General features: G+C 37.6%; 28 protein-coding genes. 9 read left to right on the plus strand and 19 right to left on the minus strand.

Features of this window, described 5'->3' with window-relative positions; translation table 11 throughout:
• Nucleotides 1-221 precede the first annotated feature (221 nt).
• The 11 genes from NV349_RS21425 to NV349_RS21470 all read right to left on the minus strand — a co-directional run bounded on the left by NV349_RS21425 (nucleotide 222) and on the right by NV349_RS21470 (nucleotide 9,312).
• Nucleotides 222-1,775: a BCCT family transporter gene (locus tag NV349_RS21425; RefSeq protein ID WP_058843891.1), complete on the minus strand. Its 1,554-nt coding sequence runs from the start codon at nucleotides 1,773-1,775 to the stop codon at nucleotides 222-224.
• Nucleotides 1,776-1,892: 117 nt separating this feature from the next.
• Nucleotides 1,893-2,663, minus strand: a complete 771-nt coding sequence (locus NV349_RS21430; RefSeq protein ID WP_036128638.1) for an alpha/beta hydrolase — start codon at nucleotides 2,661-2,663, stop codon at nucleotides 1,893-1,895.
• Nucleotides 2,660-3,442, minus strand: coding sequence for an ABC transporter ATP-binding protein (locus tag NV349_RS21435; protein WP_036128674.1), 783 nt, complete (start codon nucleotides 3,440-3,442; stop codon nucleotides 2,660-2,662). The genes NV349_RS21430 and NV349_RS21435 overlap by 4 nt, the downstream gene beginning before the upstream one ends.
• Nucleotides 3,443-3,471: 29 nt before the next feature.
• Nucleotides 3,472-4,467: a FecCD family ABC transporter permease gene (locus NV349_RS21440; RefSeq protein ID WP_058843912.1), complete on the minus strand. Its 996-nt coding sequence runs from the start codon at nucleotides 4,465-4,467 to the stop codon at nucleotides 3,472-3,474.
• A gap of 28 nt (nucleotides 4,468-4,495) precedes the next feature.
• Nucleotides 4,496-5,503 (minus strand): FecCD family ABC transporter permease, encoded by a 1,008-nt coding sequence (locus NV349_RS21445; RefSeq protein WP_036128640.1) that lies wholly within the window; start codon nucleotides 5,501-5,503, stop codon nucleotides 4,496-4,498.
• A 162-nt stretch (nucleotides 5,504-5,665) separates the two neighbouring features.
• Nucleotides 5,666-6,646, minus strand: coding sequence for an ABC transporter substrate-binding protein (locus tag NV349_RS21450; protein ID WP_036128642.1), 981 nt, complete (start codon nucleotides 6,644-6,646; stop codon nucleotides 5,666-5,668).
• 202 nt (nucleotides 6,647-6,848) lie between these two features.
• Entirely contained in the window at nucleotides 6,849-7,679 is an 831-nt protein-coding gene (locus NV349_RS21455; RefSeq protein WP_036128644.1) for a helix-turn-helix domain-containing protein, read from the minus strand.
• A gap of 10 nt (nucleotides 7,680-7,689) precedes the next feature.
• The gene (locus NV349_RS23285) at nucleotides 7,690-7,821 is read right to left on the minus strand and encodes a hypothetical protein (protein WP_255358797.1); all 132 of its coding nucleotides are present in this window, start codon (nucleotides 7,819-7,821) and stop codon (nucleotides 7,690-7,692) included.
• Nucleotides 7,811-8,155, minus strand: coding sequence for a DinB family protein (locus NV349_RS21460; RefSeq protein ID WP_271911273.1), 345 nt, complete (start codon nucleotides 8,153-8,155; stop codon nucleotides 7,811-7,813). The genes NV349_RS23285 and NV349_RS21460 overlap by 11 nt, the downstream gene beginning before the upstream one ends.
• A gap of 18 nt (nucleotides 8,156-8,173) precedes the next feature.
• Nucleotides 8,174-8,743: a nucleotidyltransferase family protein gene (locus tag NV349_RS21465; protein WP_271911275.1), complete on the minus strand. Its 570-nt coding sequence runs from the start codon at nucleotides 8,741-8,743 to the stop codon at nucleotides 8,174-8,176.
• Between the two features lie 203 nt (nucleotides 8,744-8,946).
• On the minus strand, nucleotides 8,947-9,312 hold the full coding sequence (locus tag NV349_RS21470; RefSeq protein ID WP_036128648.1) for a nuclear transport factor 2 family protein: 366 nt from the start codon (nucleotides 9,310-9,312) through the stop codon (nucleotides 8,947-8,949).
• A 119-nt stretch (nucleotides 9,313-9,431) separates the two neighbouring features.
• Between NV349_RS21470 and NV349_RS21475 the strand changes: the two genes are divergently transcribed.
• Entirely contained in the window at nucleotides 9,432-9,923 is a 492-nt protein-coding gene (locus tag NV349_RS21475) for an SRPBCC family protein (RefSeq protein WP_058843886.1), read from the plus strand.
• A 25-nt stretch (nucleotides 9,924-9,948) separates the two neighbouring features.
• Here NV349_RS21475 and NV349_RS21480 read toward each other — a convergent pair whose 3' ends face one another.
• The 3 genes from NV349_RS21480 to NV349_RS21490 all read right to left on the minus strand — a co-directional run bounded on the left by NV349_RS21480 (nucleotide 9,949) and on the right by NV349_RS21490 (nucleotide 13,115).
• Entirely contained in the window at nucleotides 9,949-10,704 is a 756-nt protein-coding gene (locus NV349_RS21480) for a hypothetical protein (RefSeq protein WP_271911278.1), read from the minus strand.
• Nucleotides 10,705-10,777: 73 nt separating this feature from the next.
• Nucleotides 10,778-12,409, minus strand: coding sequence for a ribosomal protection-like ABC-F family protein (gene abc-f, locus NV349_RS21485; RefSeq protein ID WP_271911280.1), 1,632 nt, complete (start codon nucleotides 12,407-12,409; stop codon nucleotides 10,778-10,780).
• Between the two features lie 343 nt (nucleotides 12,410-12,752).
• Entirely contained in the window at nucleotides 12,753-13,115 is a 363-nt protein-coding gene (locus NV349_RS21490; RefSeq protein ID WP_080717174.1) for a hypothetical protein, read from the minus strand.
• A gap of 132 nt (nucleotides 13,116-13,247) precedes the next feature.
• On the opposite strand from NV349_RS21490, the gene NV349_RS21495 reads away from it, so the two are divergent.
• From NV349_RS21495 to NV349_RS21505, 3 genes are all read left to right on the plus strand, one after another.
• On the plus strand, nucleotides 13,248-14,105 hold the full coding sequence (locus NV349_RS21495; RefSeq protein WP_271911284.1) for an endo alpha-1,4 polygalactosaminidase: 858 nt from the start codon (nucleotides 13,248-13,250) through the stop codon (nucleotides 14,103-14,105).
• 108 nt (nucleotides 14,106-14,213) lie between these two features.
• Nucleotides 14,214-14,696, plus strand: coding sequence for a DUF2243 domain-containing protein (locus NV349_RS21500; protein WP_369802743.1), 483 nt, complete (start codon nucleotides 14,214-14,216; stop codon nucleotides 14,694-14,696).
• Nucleotides 14,697-14,709: 13 nt separating this feature from the next.
• Nucleotides 14,710-15,504, plus strand: a complete 795-nt coding sequence (locus tag NV349_RS21505; protein ID WP_058843881.1) for a cytochrome c oxidase assembly protein — start codon at nucleotides 14,710-14,712, stop codon at nucleotides 15,502-15,504.
• 13 nt (nucleotides 15,505-15,517) lie between these two features.
• Here NV349_RS21505 and NV349_RS21510 read toward each other — a convergent pair whose 3' ends face one another.
• Nucleotides 15,518-16,030, minus strand: a complete 513-nt coding sequence (locus tag NV349_RS21510) for a DNA-deoxyinosine glycosylase (protein WP_036128664.1) — start codon at nucleotides 16,028-16,030, stop codon at nucleotides 15,518-15,520.
• Between the two features lie 18 nt (nucleotides 16,031-16,048).
• A complete protein-coding gene (locus tag NV349_RS21515) occupies nucleotides 16,049-16,843 on the minus strand; it encodes a DUF2268 domain-containing putative Zn-dependent protease (protein ID WP_036128666.1) in 795 nt (264 codons plus the stop codon).
• A 105-nt stretch (nucleotides 16,844-16,948) separates the two neighbouring features.
• On the opposite strand from NV349_RS21515, the gene NV349_RS21520 reads away from it, so the two are divergent.
• Nucleotides 16,949-17,209, plus strand: coding sequence for a hypothetical protein (locus NV349_RS21520; protein WP_036128668.1), 261 nt, complete (start codon nucleotides 16,949-16,951; stop codon nucleotides 17,207-17,209).
• 65 nt (nucleotides 17,210-17,274) lie between these two features.
• On the opposite strand, the gene NV349_RS21525 is transcribed toward NV349_RS21520, so the two are convergent.
• Complete coding sequence (locus tag NV349_RS21525; RefSeq protein ID WP_036128670.1) at nucleotides 17,275-18,012, minus strand: polysaccharide deacetylase family protein; 738 nt, start codon at nucleotides 18,010-18,012, stop codon at nucleotides 17,275-17,277.
• 242 nt (nucleotides 18,013-18,254) lie between these two features.
• Here NV349_RS21525 and NV349_RS21530 point away from each other — a divergent pair, with 242 nt between their 5' ends.
• The 4 genes from NV349_RS21530 (at nucleotide 18,255) to NV349_RS21545 (ending at nucleotide 20,292) form a co-directional block, all read left to right on the plus strand.
• Nucleotides 18,255-18,386 carry a hypothetical protein gene (locus NV349_RS21530; protein WP_271913652.1) on the plus strand — a complete coding sequence of 44 codons (132 nt, stop codon included), beginning with the start codon at nucleotides 18,255-18,257 and terminating at the stop codon, nucleotides 18,384-18,386.
• Nucleotides 18,387-18,560: 174 nt separating this feature from the next.
• Nucleotides 18,561-18,863 (plus strand): YunC family protein, encoded by a 303-nt coding sequence (locus NV349_RS21535; RefSeq protein WP_036128672.1) that lies wholly within the window; start codon nucleotides 18,561-18,563, stop codon nucleotides 18,861-18,863.
• 110 nt (nucleotides 18,864-18,973) lie between these two features.
• Nucleotides 18,974-19,600 (plus strand): DUF2238 domain-containing protein, encoded by a 627-nt coding sequence (locus NV349_RS21540; protein WP_036128680.1) that lies wholly within the window; start codon nucleotides 18,974-18,976, stop codon nucleotides 19,598-19,600.
• Between the two features lie 47 nt (nucleotides 19,601-19,647).
• Nucleotides 19,648-20,292, plus strand: a complete 645-nt coding sequence (locus tag NV349_RS21545; RefSeq protein WP_058843880.1) for an SIMPL domain-containing protein — start codon at nucleotides 19,648-19,650, stop codon at nucleotides 20,290-20,292.
• 42 nt (nucleotides 20,293-20,334) lie between these two features.
• On the opposite strand, the gene NV349_RS21550 is transcribed toward NV349_RS21545, so the two are convergent.
• A complete protein-coding gene (locus NV349_RS21550) occupies nucleotides 20,335-20,982 on the minus strand; it encodes a uridine kinase family protein (RefSeq protein WP_271911293.1) in 648 nt (215 codons plus the stop codon).
• 238 nt (nucleotides 20,983-21,220) lie between these two features.
• Nucleotides 21,221-21,868, minus strand: a complete 648-nt coding sequence (locus NV349_RS21555) for a TetR/AcrR family transcriptional regulator (RefSeq protein ID WP_036128686.1) — start codon at nucleotides 21,866-21,868, stop codon at nucleotides 21,221-21,223.
• Between the last annotated feature and the right edge of the window lie 3 nt (nucleotides 21,869-21,871).

Genomic DNA, 21,871 nt, shown 5'->3' on the forward strand with positions numbered 1-21,871 from the left:
GTGCATATTCAATTGACTCTGTCGTTGCACTCAGTGTACTAGAGCTTTTTCGTACTCTTGCAAAGCCTGTAGCATCAACTTATATATTCATTGGTGCATCCTTTATCTCTGCTAAAATTACCTTCATAGCTCAACAACTCTTCAATCACCTTTCTTCATATATTTAAACAAAAAGAAACCGTATTATGCACGAATACGGTTTACTGCTTTAATTTTTTTCTTTATTTTTTTGTTTCCTTTTCAATATGCTTTCTTGCTATTTTTAAACGTTGAATGTCCTTTTTCTTCAGAGGAATAACTTCATCCTTCATCATTTTAATGTATGAAAACATGAGTAACAGTAAAATCACGGTAAAGGGCAATGCGGCAATTAACGAGGCGGTTTGCAATGCTTCAAGCCCTCCTGTGTACAATAAAACACCTGAAATTGCAGCCATTAAAATACCCCATACTAGCTTCGATAATATTGTCGGATTTAAAGAACCTTTTGTTGTCATACTTGCCATAATGAATGTGGCGGAATCGGCAGAGGTAATTAAAAATATAACGATTAACAGTATTCCAATTACAGAGGCAAGCGTTGAAACTGGCAAGTGTTCTAACAACTGGAATAGGGCAACAGTTACATCATTATGAACAGATTGAGCGATTTCTGCATCTTGATGTAAATCAAACCACATAGCTGTTCCACCGAATGTGGCAATCCAAAAGCAAGCAATAATAGGCGGAATAATTAATACCCCTATAATGAATTCTCGAATGGTTCTCCCCTTGGATACACGAGCAATAAAGGAGCCAACAAAGGGTGACCAAGCGATTGCCCATGCCCAGTAAAAGATTGTCCAATCCTTCACCCAAGTTCCCCCAACATATGGCTGCATTCTTAAACTGTATTGAATAAAGTTAGAAATGTAATCACCTATCGCTAATGTAAACGTCTCAAGTATGAAAATCGTTGGACCTGTAATAAAAACGAATAACAGTAAGACAATCGCTAAGGTCATATTGACATTACTCAGAATCTTCATGCCCTTTTGAAGTCCTGTCGTTGCAGACAACATATAGCCAATAAACATGATAAGAATAATGGCTACTTGCAAGATAAATGTATCCGGCAAACCAAAGACGAAAGTCAAACCTCCGTTCGTTTGTAGCACGCCAAGCCCTATGGATGTGGCTACCCCCATAACTGTAGCAATGACCGCAAGAATATCGATCGTTCCTTTAACGACTCGATTTGTTCCCGTTATAGGCTCTAAAGCGGTAGAGATGAGCATATTTCTTTTTTTATTGAATTGAACATAGGCCATAACAAGCCCCAATATGGCATAAACAGACCACTGGCTTAATCCCCAATGAAAGAAGGAATAACCCATTGCCAATCTGGCTGCATCCGTTGAAAGAGGTTCTGTGTCACTAAAGGGTGGTGAAAAGTAATGACTCATAGGCTCAGCCACGCCCCAAAAAACCAGTCCGACACCTAGTCCAGCTGAAAAGAGCATGGAAATCCATGTTAGAAAACTAAATTCTGGACGACCATCTTCAGATCCTAAGCGAATGGTGCCATATTTGCTAATCGCCAAGCCAAATAGAAAAATAACGATAATAAAGACTGCCATTAAATAAAACCAACCAAAATAATCCGTTGTCATATGAAATACGCTGTTTGCTACGTTCTTAAATTTTTCCGGTATCGTTGCTCCGATAATGACTAAGAGTAAAATTGCCCCACTAGAAATAAGAAATACTGGGTTCTTTAAAATTTTATTTTGCATACAGCGCCTCCATTTATCCCAGACAGATGACCAAATTTCCTTTATTATGCGTACAATTCAAGTATTTTATTAATGAAAAAAGAAACCGCATTATCAAAAGACAATGCGGTCTACCTATTATTGTGTTTTCTGCATAAAACGAATTGCTCTACTCATAACAGTTGGTACGATAGAGGCATGATTTTCATCTAAGGCCTCATAAAAATCAACTTCCATTATTTTTTCTAACACCGTTGCCATTTGTCGTGCATCATCCACCATAAAGGTTTCAAGTTCACCTGCGCTAATAAACAATGTTTCATTCATATCTTGATGCTCGTTCAAAAATACTGACGCACATTGTACTAATTCGTGCTCATTCCACCAAATAGAAGGGCTAATAGCTAGATAGCGTTGGAAGCTAGATTGATGGTGAAATAGTTGCCAAAGCGTAAAATAACCGCCTAAGGAGTGACCAAATAATGCTTGCTGAGTTTTATTTACTGGATAATGAGCCTCAATTATTGGCTTTAACTCTTCCTCTATAAAGCGGCTAAAATCTACTGCTCCTCCAAGCTTTTCATGACCTTTTCCTTTAAATCGTGCGGGATAGATATACGTCTCTGCTGGCGCTGTAAAATCGTAAAACCTTCTTTCACGCATATCATCACCATGTTCAATGCCCACAACAATGGCTGGTTGAACTCCTGTTTTCGGTGCATTACGACTTTGTAGACGCACGGCTTCCTTTACAAGATTAAAATAAGATGAGCCATCTAGTACATACAACACTGGAAAACCTTCTTCTGGTGCTTCCTCATTTGGTACAAAGATATTAATCGTATACGTATAATCTGTCAATTTTGAAGTTATTTGTTGTGTAGCATACTCTATTTTAGCTGTACTCATTTGTTGTCCTCCTTCAAAATGTCATAGCCATAGCACACAGGTGTATTCGTTACAGGATCTTCCATAATGCGAGCATCAATATTAAATACTTTGCGCATCACCTCTGCACTTAAAATTTCCTGTGGCGTTCCAGATTGCATAATAACACCTTTGCGCATCGCAATAAGATGATCTGAATATCTGGCAGCGTGGTTAATATCATGTAGAACCATCACAATTGTACAGTTGTGCTGCTCATTTAAACTTTTGACAATATCCAATACTTCTAACTGATGTGCCATATCTAAATAAGTAGTAGGTTCGTCCAACAACAAAATATTTGTTTCTTGTGCTAATGCCATCGCTAGCCATACACGCTGACGCTGTCCCCCAGAAAGCTGTGCAAGCTCCCGATTGCGATACTCCATCGTATTCGTGACCGTTAACGCCCACTCAATCATTTCCTCATCCTTATTCGTTAAACGATTGACGTTGTTTCGATGTGGATAGCGACCATACGCAATTAACTCCTCCACTTTTAACTGACCTGGAGCAACAGGTGTTTGAGATAATATGGCTAATTTCTTGGCTATATCTTTCGTCGATAAATTTTGCATGTTTTGCTCCTGCAAATAAACCGTCCCTTGTTGCTTTTTTAAAATACGTCCAATCGTCTTAAGGAGGGTTGATTTACCGCAGCCATTCGGGCCAATGATTGTTGTCACTTTGCCCTCCTCTATCGTTAAATTTAATCCCTCAAAGACACGAACCTGCTCATAACCAGAAGCCAAGTTTTCCATTCTAAATGCAGTTTGCACATCTTTTCCTCCTATGCCTTAGATTTCACCAGTAAATACAAGAAATATGGAATCCCAATAATTGAAACAACAATTCCAACAGCTAGCTCCGATGGTGCAAATACGGTTTTGCCGATAAAATCAGCTAAAATTAACAAACCTGCACCAATTAACGCACTCACGGGCATGACATAACGATGCTGAATACCAACAAGTTGCTTCGCAATATGTGGTGCCATTAAACCGATGAAACCAATACTTCCTGATACGGATACACAAGCACTAACAAGACCGACACTGGCTAATAAAAGCTTCATTTTCTCCTTTTCAACCGCAATCCCTAAACTCGTGATGCTATCCTCTTCAAGCTGAAAATAATCCAGTAAATACGATTTCCTATGCACATAAATGCCTAAGATGACAAGCCAAGGAATCATCGTTAGTACAAAAATCCAATTCGCATTATAAATTGAACCTGCCATCCAAATGGCTGCTGATTCAAAATCTTGTGCACTCATTTTTAAGGATAAGAACAGGGATAAAGCTCCGAACCCACTGTTAATGGCTATACCCGTTAATATTAATCGTTGCATATCGAGATGACCATTTTTCAAAGCAAAAGAAAAAATCAGGATAGCCGCAATCGTTCCACCGATAAAACCGAACAATGGCATCATTAAAATAGACAGCCAGCTGCTCATATCTGCACTCACTAGCTTTAATTGAAAGAAGAACATAAATATGACGACTGCCGCACCTGCTCCTGCATTTATCCCTAAAATACCTGGGTCTGCTAGTCCATTACGTGTAATACCTTGTAAAACTACTCCTGCCATTCCTAAGCCAATGCCAACGAGTCCGGCAATGACGATTCGAGGTAAGCGAAATTCAAAAATAACAAGGTCAAATTTAGAATTTGGCTCAATACGCAATAGTGTTTTGATAACATCCATTACAGACATATCGAAAACACCATTTGTAATATGTAGATAGCTCGCAACTAAAATCAGTAAAACAAGCATCGACATAGTCAAAAAGAATACACTTGAGGTATTTTTACGCACGTTTTTCACCTCCGTGCTTACGAACTAGATATAAGAAGAATGGTACACCAACCAATGCTGTTAGGACACCAATTGGCGTTTCAAATGGATAATTGACAACACGACTTAAAACGTCACAGAGCGCTAAGAAAAAGGCACCAATGACAGCCGCGCAAGGAATAATATAGCGATAATCAACACCAACAAGGAAGCGTGTAATATGTGGTATGACTAACCCTACAAAGGCAATTTTTCCTACTAGGGCTACTGCTGTCCCTGTCAAACATACTACAGCTAGCATGCTAATAATACGCACTGCTTTTGTTTTCTGCCCTAGTCCCATGGCAATATCTTCACCTAGTGAAGTAATGGTAATTGCTTTTGCAGATAATAGAGCCAAGACTAATCCTGTCAAACCAAACGGAATAGAAAGGACGAGCATATCCATATCTACCATATGTACCTTTGTGTTATACCAAGCACTTACTGTTTGTGATACTTGGAAATACATAGCAATCGCTGTAGCAATACTACTTAAAAATGTACCAATGACCGTTCCTATAATGGCTAGCCTTACTGGTGATAGACCATTGCGAATTAACGAGCCAAAACCAAAGACAATCCCTGCCCCTAATGCAGAGCCTAGCATTGACAATAAAATCATTTGATAATTTGGTAGCCCTGGAAAAAAGACGATAGCTAATGTGATGACAAATGCAGAGCCATCATTGACCCCCATTAACGAAGGAGATGCTAAATAATTTCGTGTAATCCCCTGCATGACTGCTCCAGCTACTGCTAAAAATCCTCCAACTAGCAATACAGCGGCTACTCTAGGAATACGTCCTGTCCGTATAATTTGATGATCAACATTAGATGGATCGAATGCTGTCATTGACTGCCACACTGTCATTGCACTAATATCTTTAGTTCCATACAGAACGGAAACGAGTGCTATAAGGACAATCAGGAAAGGAGATACCGCTAATATTGAAAATGACACGATGTTTGTTTTTTTCAACTTTCACACCTTTTTCTTTATCCATTTCGCGAAACACAATGTCGATTACTCAGGTGATATACCCTTTGGAAAACAACTACCTTCAATGAAAAAATACGATATCTTACAAAAGGCTGGTAATAGCCCGGTGATATCACCAAATCTACTACCAGCCTGTTTATCTTATTTAAGTAATTTTTCAGCTGCGGCATCTAAAAATTTCACCTTAGACCAAGCAGTACCACCTTGTGCTAATGGCTCAATTGTGTTGACGAAAACTTGATTATTTTGTGCTGCCTTTAAGCTAGTGAAAATTGGATTCTTTTGTAACTCCTCTAACGCTTTTGGAGAATCCGTATTTTCTGATTCCTCAAATTGAAGGAAAATGGCATCTGGGTTTACTTGCGCTAATGTTTCAAGTGATAATTCAGCTTGTGCTTTTGCAGTTGTTAAAATTTCTGGAACTGGTGCTCCTAAATCTTCATATAGTACAGGGTTTAAATACACACCTGCTGGATAGATGTACATTACGCCACCGCGAACACGAATGATTAACACTTGCTTATCTGCTAATTGCTCTTTGGATTTTACTTGTGCATCAGCAACTTTTGCTTCATAGTCTGAGATGATTTTCTTAGCATCATCTTCTTTATCAGCTAACTGTGCAAGCAATGTTAAATTTTCCTTCCAGTTTGTTGAAATATGTGAGTATGGAATCATTGTTTGAATTTTATTCAACTTTTCAGCCGTTTCTTCAGGGAATTTCGAAGTACCCACGATTACATCAGGGTCCAGATTAAGAATGGCTTCTGCATTTGGCTCCATTTTATTTCCTACAAGTGTAGCACCTTCAAAATCTGATGCTAGATAAGCAGGAATTTTGCCACCAACTTCAAGTACACCGGCTGGCTTAATACCAAGCATTGCAGCATCTTCCATAGATTCAAGACTTGCAGCGATAATATTGTTCACTTCTGCTGGAAGCTCATATTTCTCACCTAAGTACGTGATTGTCTGTGTTTTAGATTGTTCAGTTTGTGATTCCGTTGCACTTGTTTCTGCTGTATTAGTAGTTGACGTAGACTCCTCTGCCTTATCTGTTCCACATGCAGCCAAAGATAATGCTAAAAGTGCTGGAGCACACATTTTAAAATATTTATTCATAGATATTCTCTCCTAACGAGCTCATATTGATAATGATAATCGTTTTCATATGTATGTCAATACATAATTGATACTCATTATCATTTACGGATACTATCCTAACAAAGTGAAAAAAGATTGTGAATGGACGATTTCGAAAATGACATGGATTTTTGCCGATTTCATCAAAAAAAACTGCTTCTTTTTTATGAAGAAACAGTTTTTATATATAGTTAGCTTCCTCCATTTTTTCCTTTCGGTATGCTGAAGGTGACAAGCCCGTACATTTTTTAAAAACTCGGCTGAAATAAAAACAATCTACATATCCGACACATTCAGCTACTTCTGCTACAGGAATCACATCATACTCGAGCAATTCCTTTGCACGTCGTATACGATATTCTGTTATATATGTGCTCGGATTCATGCCTGTATGCTGCTCAAACAAATAAGCAAAGCGGCGACGCTCAATACCAAATTCCTTAGAAATATTTGATACGGAAAGTTGCTCCGCATAATTTTCATGTATATACTGTAATGCCTGTTCCATTAACTCACTGGCACTATCTAGAACCTTCATTTTTGCCGCTAAAAGAATATTCTCCAGCAAATTCATAAATAAAGTCTTAGACTTAAATATAGCCATATTCCCCGGAAAGGAATAGCTTTCTATCAATTGCTGAACATGACTAATAATTTGCGTATTAAACCCTGTATTAATTAAAAAATGTTGCTCTGAAAGTGGAAAAAGAGCTACTTCCTCTGTTGGTAGACTGTAGTGAACGACTGCATACTCCCAACCCTTGTGGCCCGTCGCTTTCACTTCGATTGGCATTTGAGGCCCTGCGTGGACAATCATTCCAGGCTCCATCACATAAGGAGTTCCATTAAAGCTAAAGATTGCACTACCTGCAAGGGGAACAACTAATCCACACTTTTCTGGTGCTGTTGTTCTGCCTCTATCAACTTCACCAGGTTCCATTTTTTTAGTAAACACATCTGTAAATTTTACAGAAGCATGTGCAAAATAATCAATTAAATATTTGATATCCATAGGCAAACTCCTATACCTGTATAGCTTTCTGAAGCTGTGAAAAATGATGTACATCGTGATTGATTAATCCTACAAAATAGTCCACAATTGTCAGCTCCGACTGCCCAATTGTAAACGATTGCTGCCATTGCTCATCTGTCAATTGTTGTATGGCCTGAAGTAATCGACTCCTCGTGGAAAATAAAATCTGTCAATGTTGCAAGCATAGGCTGTTCACGACTTTTTTTAGCCGCCATCTTATTCAACTGTGCTGCATCAGGTCCTGTTGGTAAAGGTTCCTCTGTAAAAAGAAAAGGAAGTCGATGATTCAAGACAAATTCATCCCATGACGGAAGATGTCCGATGACCTCAGCAACTGACCATTTTTCAGGTTCGATCGCCATACGCCATTGATTCTCCGATAGTCTCCTCAAATCATTTATCCAGTCAATTGATCTTTCATCATTTTTGATGATATAGATTTTATCTCGTTGCAATGGACTCCCCTCCTTTTTTTACTGAAGATTAATTTCTAATTTTGGCCAACTTACATGCCATTTCTTTTGAAGAATTCTTTGGCGATAAATTGTATAACAATCCTTATTTTCGAGGAAGAATGGTGTCGGCTCTACAATGCCAGCTCCTAAATGCCTAATGCCATATGGTGCAGCAATTTCTAGTGAATCATCTATTAATTTTATCCCAATTGCCGTTGGGATTTCAGGAAAATGAGCGATTCCATCGACAGCAGATTGATACGGCTTACTACCATTTAGCACATGCATTCTTGCCTGATTTTTCACAGACCACGGCTCATTTGGAGATATCTTTCTAAGTTTCTGTTCATACTGTTTTTCTATGTCTTCTGCTAAATTGATTTTATCAAAATATATCACATCAATATCAGCAATTGGTGTTCTTTCTTCTTTTTCATGAAGATAATCCCATACCATGGAACGAATGACCCCAGCACATACCCACCAATCGGGGAGTTGCAATGTATTGATTGTTGATAAAATATTCATCATCCAATCATCTGCTACTATTAAATTTCTTAGTTCTTCCTCCGATTGTAGTAATCTCACTTCATTAGCCTCCAATTTATATACCACAGTTATATAAGGGCTGTTCAGCTCACATGTGTCCTCATCTTTGGAAGCTGTACAGGTGCATTTATTGGCTCCCAGTTAGGTTTCCTAGCACTGCCAAATATTCCGTTAAAAGTAGCTAAAATACTACTAACACTCATTATTTCATTGTTGTTTGTCCAAGTCGCATTGAAAATAATTTAATAGGCACCACTCAAATGTTCATGAATTAACTTCCATTCATCGTTCACCCAAGTAAAAATATTTGTTGCTCTACCACTACCTGATACAAATTTTTCGTTATGATAACCTTCATAGTGATATGTATAAAGACAGGTAGCCGTCTTTTCATCAATTGTTAACCATTTTACATTACTAGCCGAGTAAACCTCTTCTTTAATGACATGCCACGCATGCTTGAAGTATGCCTCAATCTCTTCTATAGTTGTGCATGTTTTATCAGAAAACCAATAAACCGCTTGTGGATGCAAAATTGCCTTTACTTCTTTAAAATCATGCGTATTTGTTGCTTGTATATAACGTTCTAATGCCTGTTGATGTGTCATTATTTCTCCCCTTTTTTAACAATATTATCCTAAAATTTCATGATTGTCGTGTGATTTTTTGCTCTAACAGCCTACAATGAAGATAAAACTCTAAAGGCGAAGAATTGAGGAGGAAGCTGATGTTAGCAACTATTGAAAAACAATCTAATCGTCATGTCGTAAAGTACAAACGACCGTTACCACATTCAGTAAACGCCGTTTGGGAAGTGATTACTACCAATGAAAAATTGCAAAAATGGATGAGTAATCTTGAAATCATTGATCTACGTAAGAATGGTAAAATGCGTTTTAATATGAACGATGGAACAAATACCTATGAGGAAATAGCTATAACAGATTATATAGAGAAAAAGGTACTCGAATTTGATTGGGGAACAGATTCAGTGAGATTTGAATTGTCTTCTACAGACAATGGCTCATTATTGCTTTTTGCAGAGACTTTGCACGAGCTAACGCAGCACACTTCAAGGGATTTAGCAGGGTGGCATATATGTCTTGATCTGTTAACAGATTTGTTGGATGGCATTGAACATCATAGCTTTCCAATGGAGGAGTGGCAACAACGATTCAACGAATACAAAGAACTGCTGGATAGCTATAAAAAATCCTAGAGTAACCATTACTCTAGGATCACTATTATGGATAAAAGGCAGTGGCTATTTCCAATGCTTTTAAAGGATCTTTGATCGAATCGAGTGTGTAGACAAGCTTTTCATCCTGCCACACGATTAAATTGCCTGATTGATAAACATCCAGCTGAGCCATGCCATATTGCTTAGGAATAGGCAGCATATGACTCTCTAAATATTCTACTGCCTGCTTAGCAAGTTTTACTCCTGCTTCAGGATTATCAATTCGTGTATGCGAGGCAATGGACCATCGTCCCTCATTCCAACCAGTCCATAATGAGCCAGCACCCGCATCTTGATAACCTTTTATATTATACCCTAGGTCAATTTTTTGCCCGCCATTTTGACTAAAGTTATCAAATGCAATCTGTGTGCTTGCCCCTTCTGCGCTTTTATATTGTTTGACCAACAATCTTCCAATGACCGTCGCTGAATTCTTTAATCGAATATCATTAATTGGCATATTCTCTTTGCTTTCATAAAAGATAATTTCAACTAGGTCATCATCAGTCCTTGTTGTAGCTGTTAAAAAGCTTCCTTTAGCAATGGGTAAAGCGGTTGGCATTTTTATTGGTACATTCACATGTATTTGCTCCTTTATTTGTTGAAGAGCCTCAGTCTGTGTCATCGATGTATCAGTATTAGATTGTCTTACAGATGTATCGTTCTTATTGTCATGTGCTTGATGATTAGTAGCTTGATCAGCACAAGCACCTGCTATAGTCATACTTAACAACAAAAAGAGAAATATTATTTTTTTCATCGCTTAAACCTCCATTTACCAGTTTACCTATAATCCATATTTTTCCCTGGCAACAGTTTATTTAAACGCTTAGCTATTTAAGCTCATTGATTTGCTTCGTCAGCTCGTTAAACTTTTGGTCAAGCATTGGGTAATCCTTATCCTTAGCTGTCAAAAAGCTCAGTTTACCTAATATCTCTTGTCGTTCTGTTTCAAGCTTTAAACGAAGTGCGACTGTGTCGTCTACTTGCTTCGGAGCATCTTTTCTCCATTTTTTCTTGATGTGCTGATTGTCAATCTCCCAAACGCTATTCGTTACTTTTTCTAGAAAGTATCGATCATGGGAGACGACAAGTAATGTCCCATTATATTGCGCAAGTGTTCGCTCTAACTGTTCACGCGAAGGTAGGTCAAGATGATTCGTTGGTTCATCTAAAAGAAGAACGTTTTTGTCCTCTAAAATATAAGCCATCAGTTTACACTTGACACGCTCGCCCATGCTCATCTTGCCTATAGCAGATGTCCAATGTGTTGGTGTAAATCCTAGATTCTTCATCAGATTGCGGACTTTCCCACGCTCTTCAAATGTTTCTTGATAAAAATATTGCTCTGGTGTCTGATCTAGTGGTAAATCAAATACTTCCTGTGTTAAATAACCTATGGTTGCTGCAGGGGATAGCCACACCTCTCCCTCAGCTTCTAGCTTCCCTAAAAGAACTTTTAAAAAGCTTGTTTTTCCGCTACCATTCTTTCCTGTAATAGCAATTTTATCTCCAAATTGAGCAGTGATGCTGACATCTTTCAATAACGTACGATCACCAAAAGATAAAGATAAATGCTTGCTCTCCAATAATCGCTTGCCAACACGTTGATTCGTGTTTAAAGAAAAACAAATGTCTGCTTCAGGCTCCACCGCTTCCACCCTTGCCTTCGCAAGCTCTGCCTCTAATCGCCTCTTCTTAGATTTCACTTGTGCGTCTAGCCGCTTTGCCTTCACACGATGATACTCCTTAAAGCCTTCTAGTTTTGTTGACTGTGCATGACCCTTTTGTGACCAAGATGTGAGTTCCTGCATTTGGGCCTCAATCCGATCAATGTTTTTTTGCTGTTTCTCGTAGGCACGTTGCTGCGTCAATCTTCGGTGCTCTCTTTCAGCCATATAGCTTGTATAATTGCCATAATGTTCAATTAAGCTCTGTTCCTCAATAGACCAAATTTTTGTGGCAACCCTATCTAAAAAATAACGGTCATGTGAGACCACAATAATCGTTCCCTTATTGTTTTGTACTTGTTTTATAAGAAAAGCGGTACTTTGCTCATCTAAATGATTCGTCGGTTCATCAAGCAATAGAATTTGAGCATTCTGAGCAAAACCTTCTGCAAGACGCATTTTAAGTTTCTCTCCACCGCTTAAAGCTGCAAATGATCTATTGGGTACCTGCCATTTTGCCAGCAAATCAGCCTCTCTTGCAGATATTGCTGGTTTGTCAAAATGAGCTAGCTCCTGTTCAACGATTGTGATTTTTACAGCTGATAACCCTTGTATTACTCCCGCAGTTGGCAATAATGCACCTTGAATCAACTGTAACAATGTCGATTTCCCAGCACCATTTCTTCCAATAATGCCGATAACCTCACCTTGTTTTACGGTGCCTGTCACATGTTCAAATAGTAAAGTATCCTTTATTTCATAACGTACATCCTGTAATTTTAAAAGTTCCTTCATACTATCCACCCTCTCCAGTTGGAGGGACAAAAAAATCCCTCCAATTATTTTGGAAGGATTAGTCGCTACAATATCATGCACAAATAAGCTATTGTAATAGCTATATTTATCACTCCAAAAGCAAGTTTTGGAGTAGCTAAATATTAGCAACTATGGGCCAATATTTAGCTATTATTATGGAAAATGGGCAGACTAATCCTATTTTTGTTTTTCGTGAAATATAAATTTCATGTGCAAAAAATAAGATTAGTTATTCATTAGCCACCCATCTTCCCTTCATTTTTAGTTACCGTCATTGTAACACCTTTTATTAAAAAATAAAAATCTCTACTCTAGAGTAGGTTTATCTAAAACATTCATAGGAGCGAATTTGATTTCTTGAAATGGTACGGAAATACCAGCCATATCTGCGGCTCCAGCGGAAACCCGCAATGATTTCCCTTCCTATAGCAGTTGGGAAAAACCAAAAACTCCGACCAGTGTTCATCCAAATATACGTATTTCTAAACAAACAAGAACGTATACCACTTGATCCTACTCGCCATGCAGGAATCGGTGGCGAAAAACCTGGTGGTGTGCTCATGGGCATTTGTCCTGCCGGAGGAGGTCCGAAATGAGTTGGCCCAAATGACGTTGTTTCAAAATCATCATAATCTCCCCAGCCAGGTCTTCTAAAATTATCTTCTCTAAATGGATTATTGTACACACAAACCCTCCTTTTACATTACTCAATATATGTAAAAGGGCGATTAACCGTTGAGCCATTGCCCATCTATCGAAGGTAATCCGTTACCTATTAATGTATAATGAAAGGGATATTTTTCTAAAAGGAGTCCTTATGAGAAAATTACTGTTACTCTTACTAGCCATTCTTATCGCAGGAAGTATGTGGTTGCTACTTGCTCAAAATCCAGTATCTTCTTCCACTAGTATCCAAGCAAAAATTGCTGACGTGAAAGATTACAAATACTACTTAGATAAAGGCAATGCTGCCATTGGTAAGGACATGACTAAGCTTGATCTAGTGATTGTAGAACCTATTGAAATGCAGCAGAAGTATATTGACAGTGCCCAAAAAAGCGGTACTTTAGTGTATGGCTATATTAATGCAATGGAGGCAGATAAATGGAACAAAGCCCTCTACCATCAATTAAACGAAGAAGACTTTTATCGAAATAAACAAGGTGAAAAAGTGTATTTTGCTGAATTGGATTCCTATTTAATGGATATGACTTCGAGTCATTATCAAGAACTTTTACTAACGGAAATCCAGAAGCAAATTGTACAGAAAGGCTTAGACGGTGTGTTTTTAGATACGGTTGGTAATATTAATTCTTATTTACCCCAAGACGAGCAAACATGGCAAAATGAAGCCATGTTATCATTTCTCCAACAAATTAAAAAACACAATCCTGAACTATCTGTTGCTCAGAATTGGGGGTTTCAAACACTAGCTGATTATACAGCACCCTATGTTGACTTTATTATGTGGGAAGACTTTTCTTACCCAGTGGTAGGAAAAGACGAATGGTCACTCGATATGATGCAAAAACTCGTCCATATACGAGATGAATTTGGTACACAGGTTATGGCAATTAGTTTTGAAGATGCAACAAAAAGTCGTGCATTAGCTGAGAAGTTTGATTTTAAATTCTTTTATAGCCCTGCTGGTTCATACTATAACACCTGGCAGTGACGATATCCCCCCACAAAAAGACTACTGTTTTTGTGGGGGATATTTTGTTTAAGTGCTCACCTCATGGGTAGACTAAAAGAAATTCAGCTTGAGGTGATATGATTGGGTATGACAAAGATGTACGAGGAACAAAATCATAAACACGAAAACCGCTTTCAATATAAACAACGTAATATGTGGACAGGCATATTATTCGGCCTTGGGGTTGTGGCATTTATAGATGAGGTCATTTTCCATCAATTATTACATTGGCATCATTTTTATGATAAATCTACAGCTGCTATTGGGTTAGTGTCAGATGGTTTATTTCATGCATTCAGCTTTTTCGCGACGATTGGTTCTGCTTTTTTATTGGCTGACCTACATAGAAAGCATGGATTTTGGCTAAAAAGATGGCTTGGTGGTATTTTTCTAGGAGCTGGCATATTTCAATTATACGACGGGATTATTCAACATAAATTCATGAAACTGCATCAAATTCGTTATCATGTTGATATTCTCCCATATGATGTGGTTTGGAACATATTAGCGGCTCTATTAATTGTTATTGGTGTGGTCTTGTTACTCCAAACCAATCAAAAGGGACGTTAGGAGGTTGCCCGTTTTGCATTCTGCTCATGCTCAAAGCTTTCCCATTATAGTACAGCTACTAATAGCTTTACCATTTTTTATAGCCATTATTTTTTATATCGTAGCTGTCATTGTTTCGAATCAACATAAAAAACAATGGCCGCATTTTCGTACTATCTGTTGGCTTGTGGGAAATGTAAGTGCCATCGTGACACTAATCGGTCCATTGGCTTCTCTTAGTCATGTCCACTTCGCAGCACATATGATAGGGCATCTATTGCTTGGCATGCTTGCCCCCCTACTTATGGCATTAGCAGCTCCCATGGCACTCCTTTTAAGGACATTATCAGTGAACACGGCTCGTACTCTTTCTCGTACAATGAGGAATCCTTATGTTCGTTTTATTTCTCACCCAATTAATGCGTCTATTTTAAATGTAGGTGGCTTATGGTTACTCTATACGACATCACTTTTCAATCTTATGCATGAACATATACTTCTATATATTTTCATTCACCTTCACATTTTTCTAGCAGGCTATGTATTTACCATTGCCTTTATTTATATTGATCCTACACCCCATCCATACCCTTATGTCTTTCGATCACTTATATTAGTAGTAGCACTAGCAGCTCATTCTATATTGGCAAAATATATTTATGCAAATCCTCCTCAGTATGTACCTGTCACACAGGCAGAGCTAGGTGCCAAGATCATGTACTATGGTGGCGATGCAATTGAAATCATCCTTGTTTATATCCTTTTTTATCAATGGTTTAAAAGCACAAGAAATGCTATTCACACAAAGACAACCATTTCATCACGCTAATTCTACCTCTGACTTAAGAGGATAAATAGGATTGAATAATCCGCCAGTCCTCTAGCTTTTCAGCAAAAGATTTTATATTTTTTCCTGGGATCGGACTGGTTGATGGCATTTTTTTATAAGCACGTTCTTCTAAAAGCTCTAGACCTATATGCTTTTTAAAAACCTCAAATGCTTTCGCTCCATTAAAGAGTACTAACTGGATATTAGGATATTCTTCAAATAAGGTTTGAAAATCATTTGGTTTTTCATTGCGAATTGCTGCGTCTAAGCTTCCTTCACGCTCACAAGTTTCAATCGTGTCCCAAAGACCGATTGCATTGTGTTTTAACAATGCGATTCTCTTTACATAATCGTCAGGAACCTCCGTCTCTAACAGCTCACTCATAATGGGCCAAAAGTGATTGCGTGGATTGCCATAATACTGTTGCTTTTCTAATGATTGCTTTCCTGGCATTGAGCCTACAATGAGCACCTTTGTTGCTGAATCTACGACTGGTAATAATACATTTTTTATTTCACTGGACACAACAATCACTCCTTTCCTCTATTGTAGCGGAAAATCTGAACCAGCAAGTATATCTTTGCTTGACGTAAATAGGAGATGTCGGGATGAATGCTTCTTACTATACGACTGAACAATTTTATAGCCTATACAGTAGCCTATCCAAGGTGGCAGCTCACCACCGTATAAAAACGGCCTATGCTTTTCTACCCCTTCAACCTGTAAATTCTGCAAAAAATGACTTTTCCATAAAACTAAAAGCTCTGTAGCTGAATATTTTTTTAACCATGGTGCAAGCCACTTTTCTCCGTATAAATCTTTCACTGCACTTTCTGCTAAGCCCTCTAAAATAAGAGCATCCAACAAAGTCATCTCATCGAGGGATTTTTTTAAATTGTGTAAACGGCAGACATGATTATATTCATGTGCGAACAATGCTTGCAGTTCCTGTGTCTCTACTTCTCCAATAAATAAAAAAAGAGCCTGAGGATAAGCCACACCGTTTTTATTGGTCATCGTTTGCTGTTGGGTAATTGGGAAAATATAAATCGGTATAGTCGGACCATTCCATTTCTTTTGCAAGTATATAAATTCTTGCTGTACGCAATCCCACACATTATGCTGCTTTAATTGCTCTACATCGACTGTCTCATCTGGTAGAAAAAGTCCCTGTTGCTGTAAAGAATAGTGTATTTCTTCTGACAAGCCGTCTTGAAATAATTCGACTAAATGATCACAAAGAATGGAGCATTGCAAACTATGTAACTCATCTTTTTTTGTGGATTTTCTGGCATAAACAAATTCATCTAACCACTTATCTGTTGGCACAACTGCCATGTCATCACCTCTTCTCAGCATATGTCGTGAATAGACAATCGGCTAGTGATAAATGCTTCGGATCGCATATATTAGCTTGTAATGACATCGAAAGGAGGGATGATATTGAATCCAGCTGATGCTTATAATCTTTGCTGTAAATATCATGGCAAACGCGTTCGAATCTCGGATTCATCTGGTAGGGTACATGTTGGGGAAATCACTAAGGTAGACAGAAGACAGGTATGGATTCTACCTGATAGAAGACATAGTGGTTATGGTTTAGGTTTTTGGGGATTTGGAGGATTTGGTGGGGAAGGTTTTGGCTATGGAATTGCTTTAGGAACAATCTTAGGGATTGCACTAGCTCCAATCATATTCTTCTAACTCAAACTTTTAATATATGTGAAAAATAAGCCATTTCAAACCTTGTTGAGATGGCTCATTTTTCATTATTGAACTTGCTCCTGTTGCTGTTGTTTACTTTCAATCATCTCGGATATTGTGACAAATGTGTAGCCCTGTTTTTTTAATGCAGGGAGGATTTCTTCTAATGCCTTAATGGTTTGTGTACGATTCCCACCACCATCATGAAATAAAATGACATCTCCAGGCCTCGTTCCCTTCATCACCTTTTGCACAATTTTCTTTACACCAGGCTCTTTCCAATCTTGCGTATCCTGATGCCAAGACCACATCACAACCTTGTAGCCATCCTTTACAGCAGCATTAATCATAGCATCCGTATAATTTCCACCTACAGGACGGAATAAAACTGGGGAAAAACCAGTAATACTATAAATCGTGTCATTTGTCTTTTGAAGCTCCTCTTGCAATTTTTTGATGGAAACTTTAAACGGATGTGTATACGTATGATTGGCTAATTCATGGCCTTCTGTATAAGAACGTAAAACAAGCTCTGGATATTTTTCTGCATTCTTTCCAATAATAAAAAAGGTTGCTTTGGCATCATATTTTGCTAATAAATCAAGCACTGCCGCAGTGTACTTGGGATGTGGGCCATCATCAAAGGTGAGGGCGACAATTTTATCCTCTGTGTTGATATCCCATACCACTTCTCCTGTTTCCTCATAATAAGGGCGACCCTTATCAGCATAGCCTTTCTCTCCTAAAAATCCCGAGATGATTAAAAAGCAAACTGTAAAAACCAATACATGTATACGTGTCATAGCATCACCTCCCAAGTCCGAATTCACAGAACTCCGTCAACTTACTATTTACGAATTGCAATGAAATATACTTATGAAGGATTGTCTGTTTTCTCCTTTTAATTATTTCATAACAATTTTGAACGATATGTGAAAAACAAGGGTTAGTGCTTTATTTTTTCTTTATTGATGTAAAATAAAATTATAAGTGATATATAACAAGTCGATAAATATACACTATGTTGTGTAACACAATGGAAGGGATGACATATATGTGGGTTATTACAGTATTTGAAGAAAACACTTATCGAATGTTTGAATATCGTTCTAAAAGTGAGGCAACAACTGCATTACATATATTTAAACAAACTGCTCTGCTTTCCTATACAAGGTAAAGAGATACAAGGAATCTATTCATCAGGAGTAGATTCCCTTTTTAATTGCCTCCATTAACTTCATCCATCATCTCATTCGTTTTCAGCATTATTCATCTGATGACTTTTTTCAAGGAAATGTTGAACACCTTGCTAGTCATCACCATATGTATATAGAGAAAAGGAGTGATTTCGATGGTGACAATTGAACCTATTATGATTAAAGGGCATTTCTTCACTGCAGTAGTTGTTCAATTACCTAAAACAACGCTACTGACCATTTCTAATACGACAGGCTACATTATGTGTGGAGCTTTAGATGTTGGCCTATTAAATAGTCGCTTAGTTGATCGAAAAATCGTTGCTGGTCGTGCAGTAGGTGTTAAAACAATTGATGAGCTATTAACAGCCCCATTAGAATCGGTAACGTATGAAGCAGAACAACTTGGCATTACTGAAGGAATGACTGGCGTAGAGGCACTTTTAAAAATGATCTAATTGGCTATAAAAAAGCGTCAACTAGACGCTTTTCTTTTTTGTTTGCCAACCGATAGTTGAATAAGCAAATATCCCCTTCCACATACTGTGGGACAAAGGGAGTTGTTGTTATGAATAATGGTCAACATTTTAAGATACACCTAACCTTACTTGCTATCGTCTTAATTGTATTTACCTGGTCAGTCATTAAACCATCCTCCTATTTAGATTGGCTGGCTGAGGTTAGCCCAGGGGTTGTGGCAATAACAGTCGTAGTTTGTATCTATCATAAATTTCGCTTCACCACATTTTCTTATATCATCATTGCCCTATTGTCGATCCTTACTTTTATAGGTGGACATTATACCTATTCAGAGGTTCCTCTTTTTAATTGGCTAAAAGAAGAATTTCATTTCCAACGCAATCACTATGATCGTTTCGGTCATTTTTTAAAAGGTTTATTAGCCATCGTGATAAGGGAAATATTACTTCGAAAGACGCAGCTTACTAAAGGAGCTTGGCTAACAGGTATTACAATTAGTATTTTGCTCGCAATTGCTGCTTTTTATGAAATCATCGAATGGTTAAGTACAAGAATCTCGAAGGGCAGTAAAGGGACGAAAGATTTTTTAGGCATGCAGGGAGATCGCTGGGATGCACAATGGGACATGTTTTTAGCCTTGTTGGGAACTATTTTAACTTTACTTTTCTTCACAAAGCTTCATGATAAATATTTAAAAAGACTAAACAAGGAATAAATTTCTTTGCATAGCATTATTATATACCTTACGAAAGGTGGTTTTGTATGTACTATGCACAAGTCAATCAACAAGTACCCCATCTATCACGCGTTATTACGGTAACTGGCAATGGCCAGGTAATGGCTACTCCAAGCTCTGTACAAATACAAATAGAAGTCCAAACACAAGGCAATAATGTACAAGGCCCTCAGCAGGAAAATGCAAGGATCATGAATCAAGTCATTCAGTCACTAGTAGCCCTCGGTATTCCAAGAGAACAAATACAAACAGCTAGTTATACAGTTACACCACAGTATCATTTTGAGGATGGCAAACAAATTTTTAATGGCTATGAAGTGGTCAATGCCATTACCGTCAATGTATCAAACATCGATAATTTGGGCTTAGTCATTGATACAGCCATAGAAAATGGAGCAAATCGTATTGCCAACATTCAGTTCAAATTGGACCATATAGACGCTTACTATCAGCAAGCATTAAATTTTGCTCTTCAGAATGCACAGTTGAAGGCGAAAACAATAGCAGAAACCATGCATCTTCCTTTACAGCCACTCCCTATAGAAATTGTGGAAGAGCAAGCTAACACACCGATCCTTTACCGCTCTATGGCTGTTTCCTCAGGAGTTACGCCTATAGAACAGGGACAAATTGCTATTGATGCTACTGTCCGCGTAAAATTCCAATACTAAAGACAGGCGCCTTCCACTAATTGATTAGTAGAAGGCTCTCATTTATTTTACAAGTGTATTTTTTTCAATAAGGATTTCATCATCCTCTGTTTTAATAACCATATCAAAATGTTGGCAATATGGATGCATAAATAATTCATATTGAATACGTCGTTCATCATGTGATTGTTTTAAATAATTTATATCTGTCCCTCTATCAAGTACATCACGATCTGATCTTCGCTTAAGCTCTGTAGCCCCATCTGTATAAAAATAAATTTTGAAATCCAATAACTCTGGATCTATAAATGCTACACTCATTCCTTCTACTATCGTGATCTGTTTTTTTGAAGAAATTAATGTGCTTTTCATATAATGTGTACCGATTGTCAATAAATCCAGCCCTGCTCTTATCATCCGAACATCTCTTTCCAATGAAGGAAGGTGATGGGCAGCGGGATGACAAGCGGTCATTTTAAAACGATGATTTACATTTTGATATGTATAATTAATCATTGTCTGTTTGCGAATATCTGAACTAACAATATAAGGATCAGTATTCAAATAATTCACTTCAGCTTGATTTAAAACTTTTAAAAGCTTTTCAGCAAATGTTGTTTTTCCTGCAGCTCCATGACCTGAAATGCCAATAATAATCCTTTTATCAGCAAATCTGATCGATTCCAATATTTCTTGAAAAATCTTCTCCATAGTATTGTTGTCCTCCCTAATTAAAAAGGTATGATGGAAAATTTGCACCATACTCGCTGTACTTTAAAAATAATAACAAACAGTTACAATACATAGAAGTTCATTTTCCAAATTTTTATGCGTTAACTCCATATCATTTCTAGCTTCGATCTAATAAAAACAATTTGACAGGTTGTCAGTCAATAATTATAATAAAAGCATCTTAATTGATATTGATTATCATTTAAGATGCTTTCACTCAATAATTAAATTTAACTTTCACAGTTTGTCTTAGGAGGGATAAATCAAATTTTCCATGAGGGACTCCGAATAAATGTTCGAACGTAGATTGAATGGCTTTAATTCTAGCAATACGTTCATCTTTATTCCATTTAAATAACGATGAATCTACCCAATGGTGGATTGTCGATAGGAAAAATTCTGCCACTAGCGTTGGATTTTCAATGTGAAAGAGCCCCTCTTTATTGCCTTGTATATTTAAATCTGTTAGCAGTGGCGTAAACTGACAAATGGTTTGTACATGTAATATTTGACGCAGAGTAGCATTACTATCATGTTGTAAATATTTAAAGATTTCGACATGGCCTGTTGGATCATCAAGCTCATAAACAAAAATCCATGCAATTTTCTCATACGCCGTAAGTGTCTCATTATAGATGACTTCTGTAAATTCTTGCTTTATTCCTTTAAGTTGCCTATCAATTAATGCATTTGCCAATGCTTCTTTGGATTTAAAGTAATAGTACAGCGTTCCCTGTGCTACTCCCATCTTTTTAGTTATATCAGTAGTTGAGGTTTTTTCATAACCTTTTTCACTAAAAAGAGACTCTGCTGTATCTAAAATCTCATTTCGTCGTTCTGATGCACTTTTTGTTACTCTAATCATTTT

The sequence above is a fragment of the Lysinibacillus sp. OF-1 genome (assembly GCF_028356935.1).
Lineage (GTDB): Bacteria > Bacillota > Bacilli > Bacillales_A > Planococcaceae > Lysinibacillus > Lysinibacillus fusiformis_D.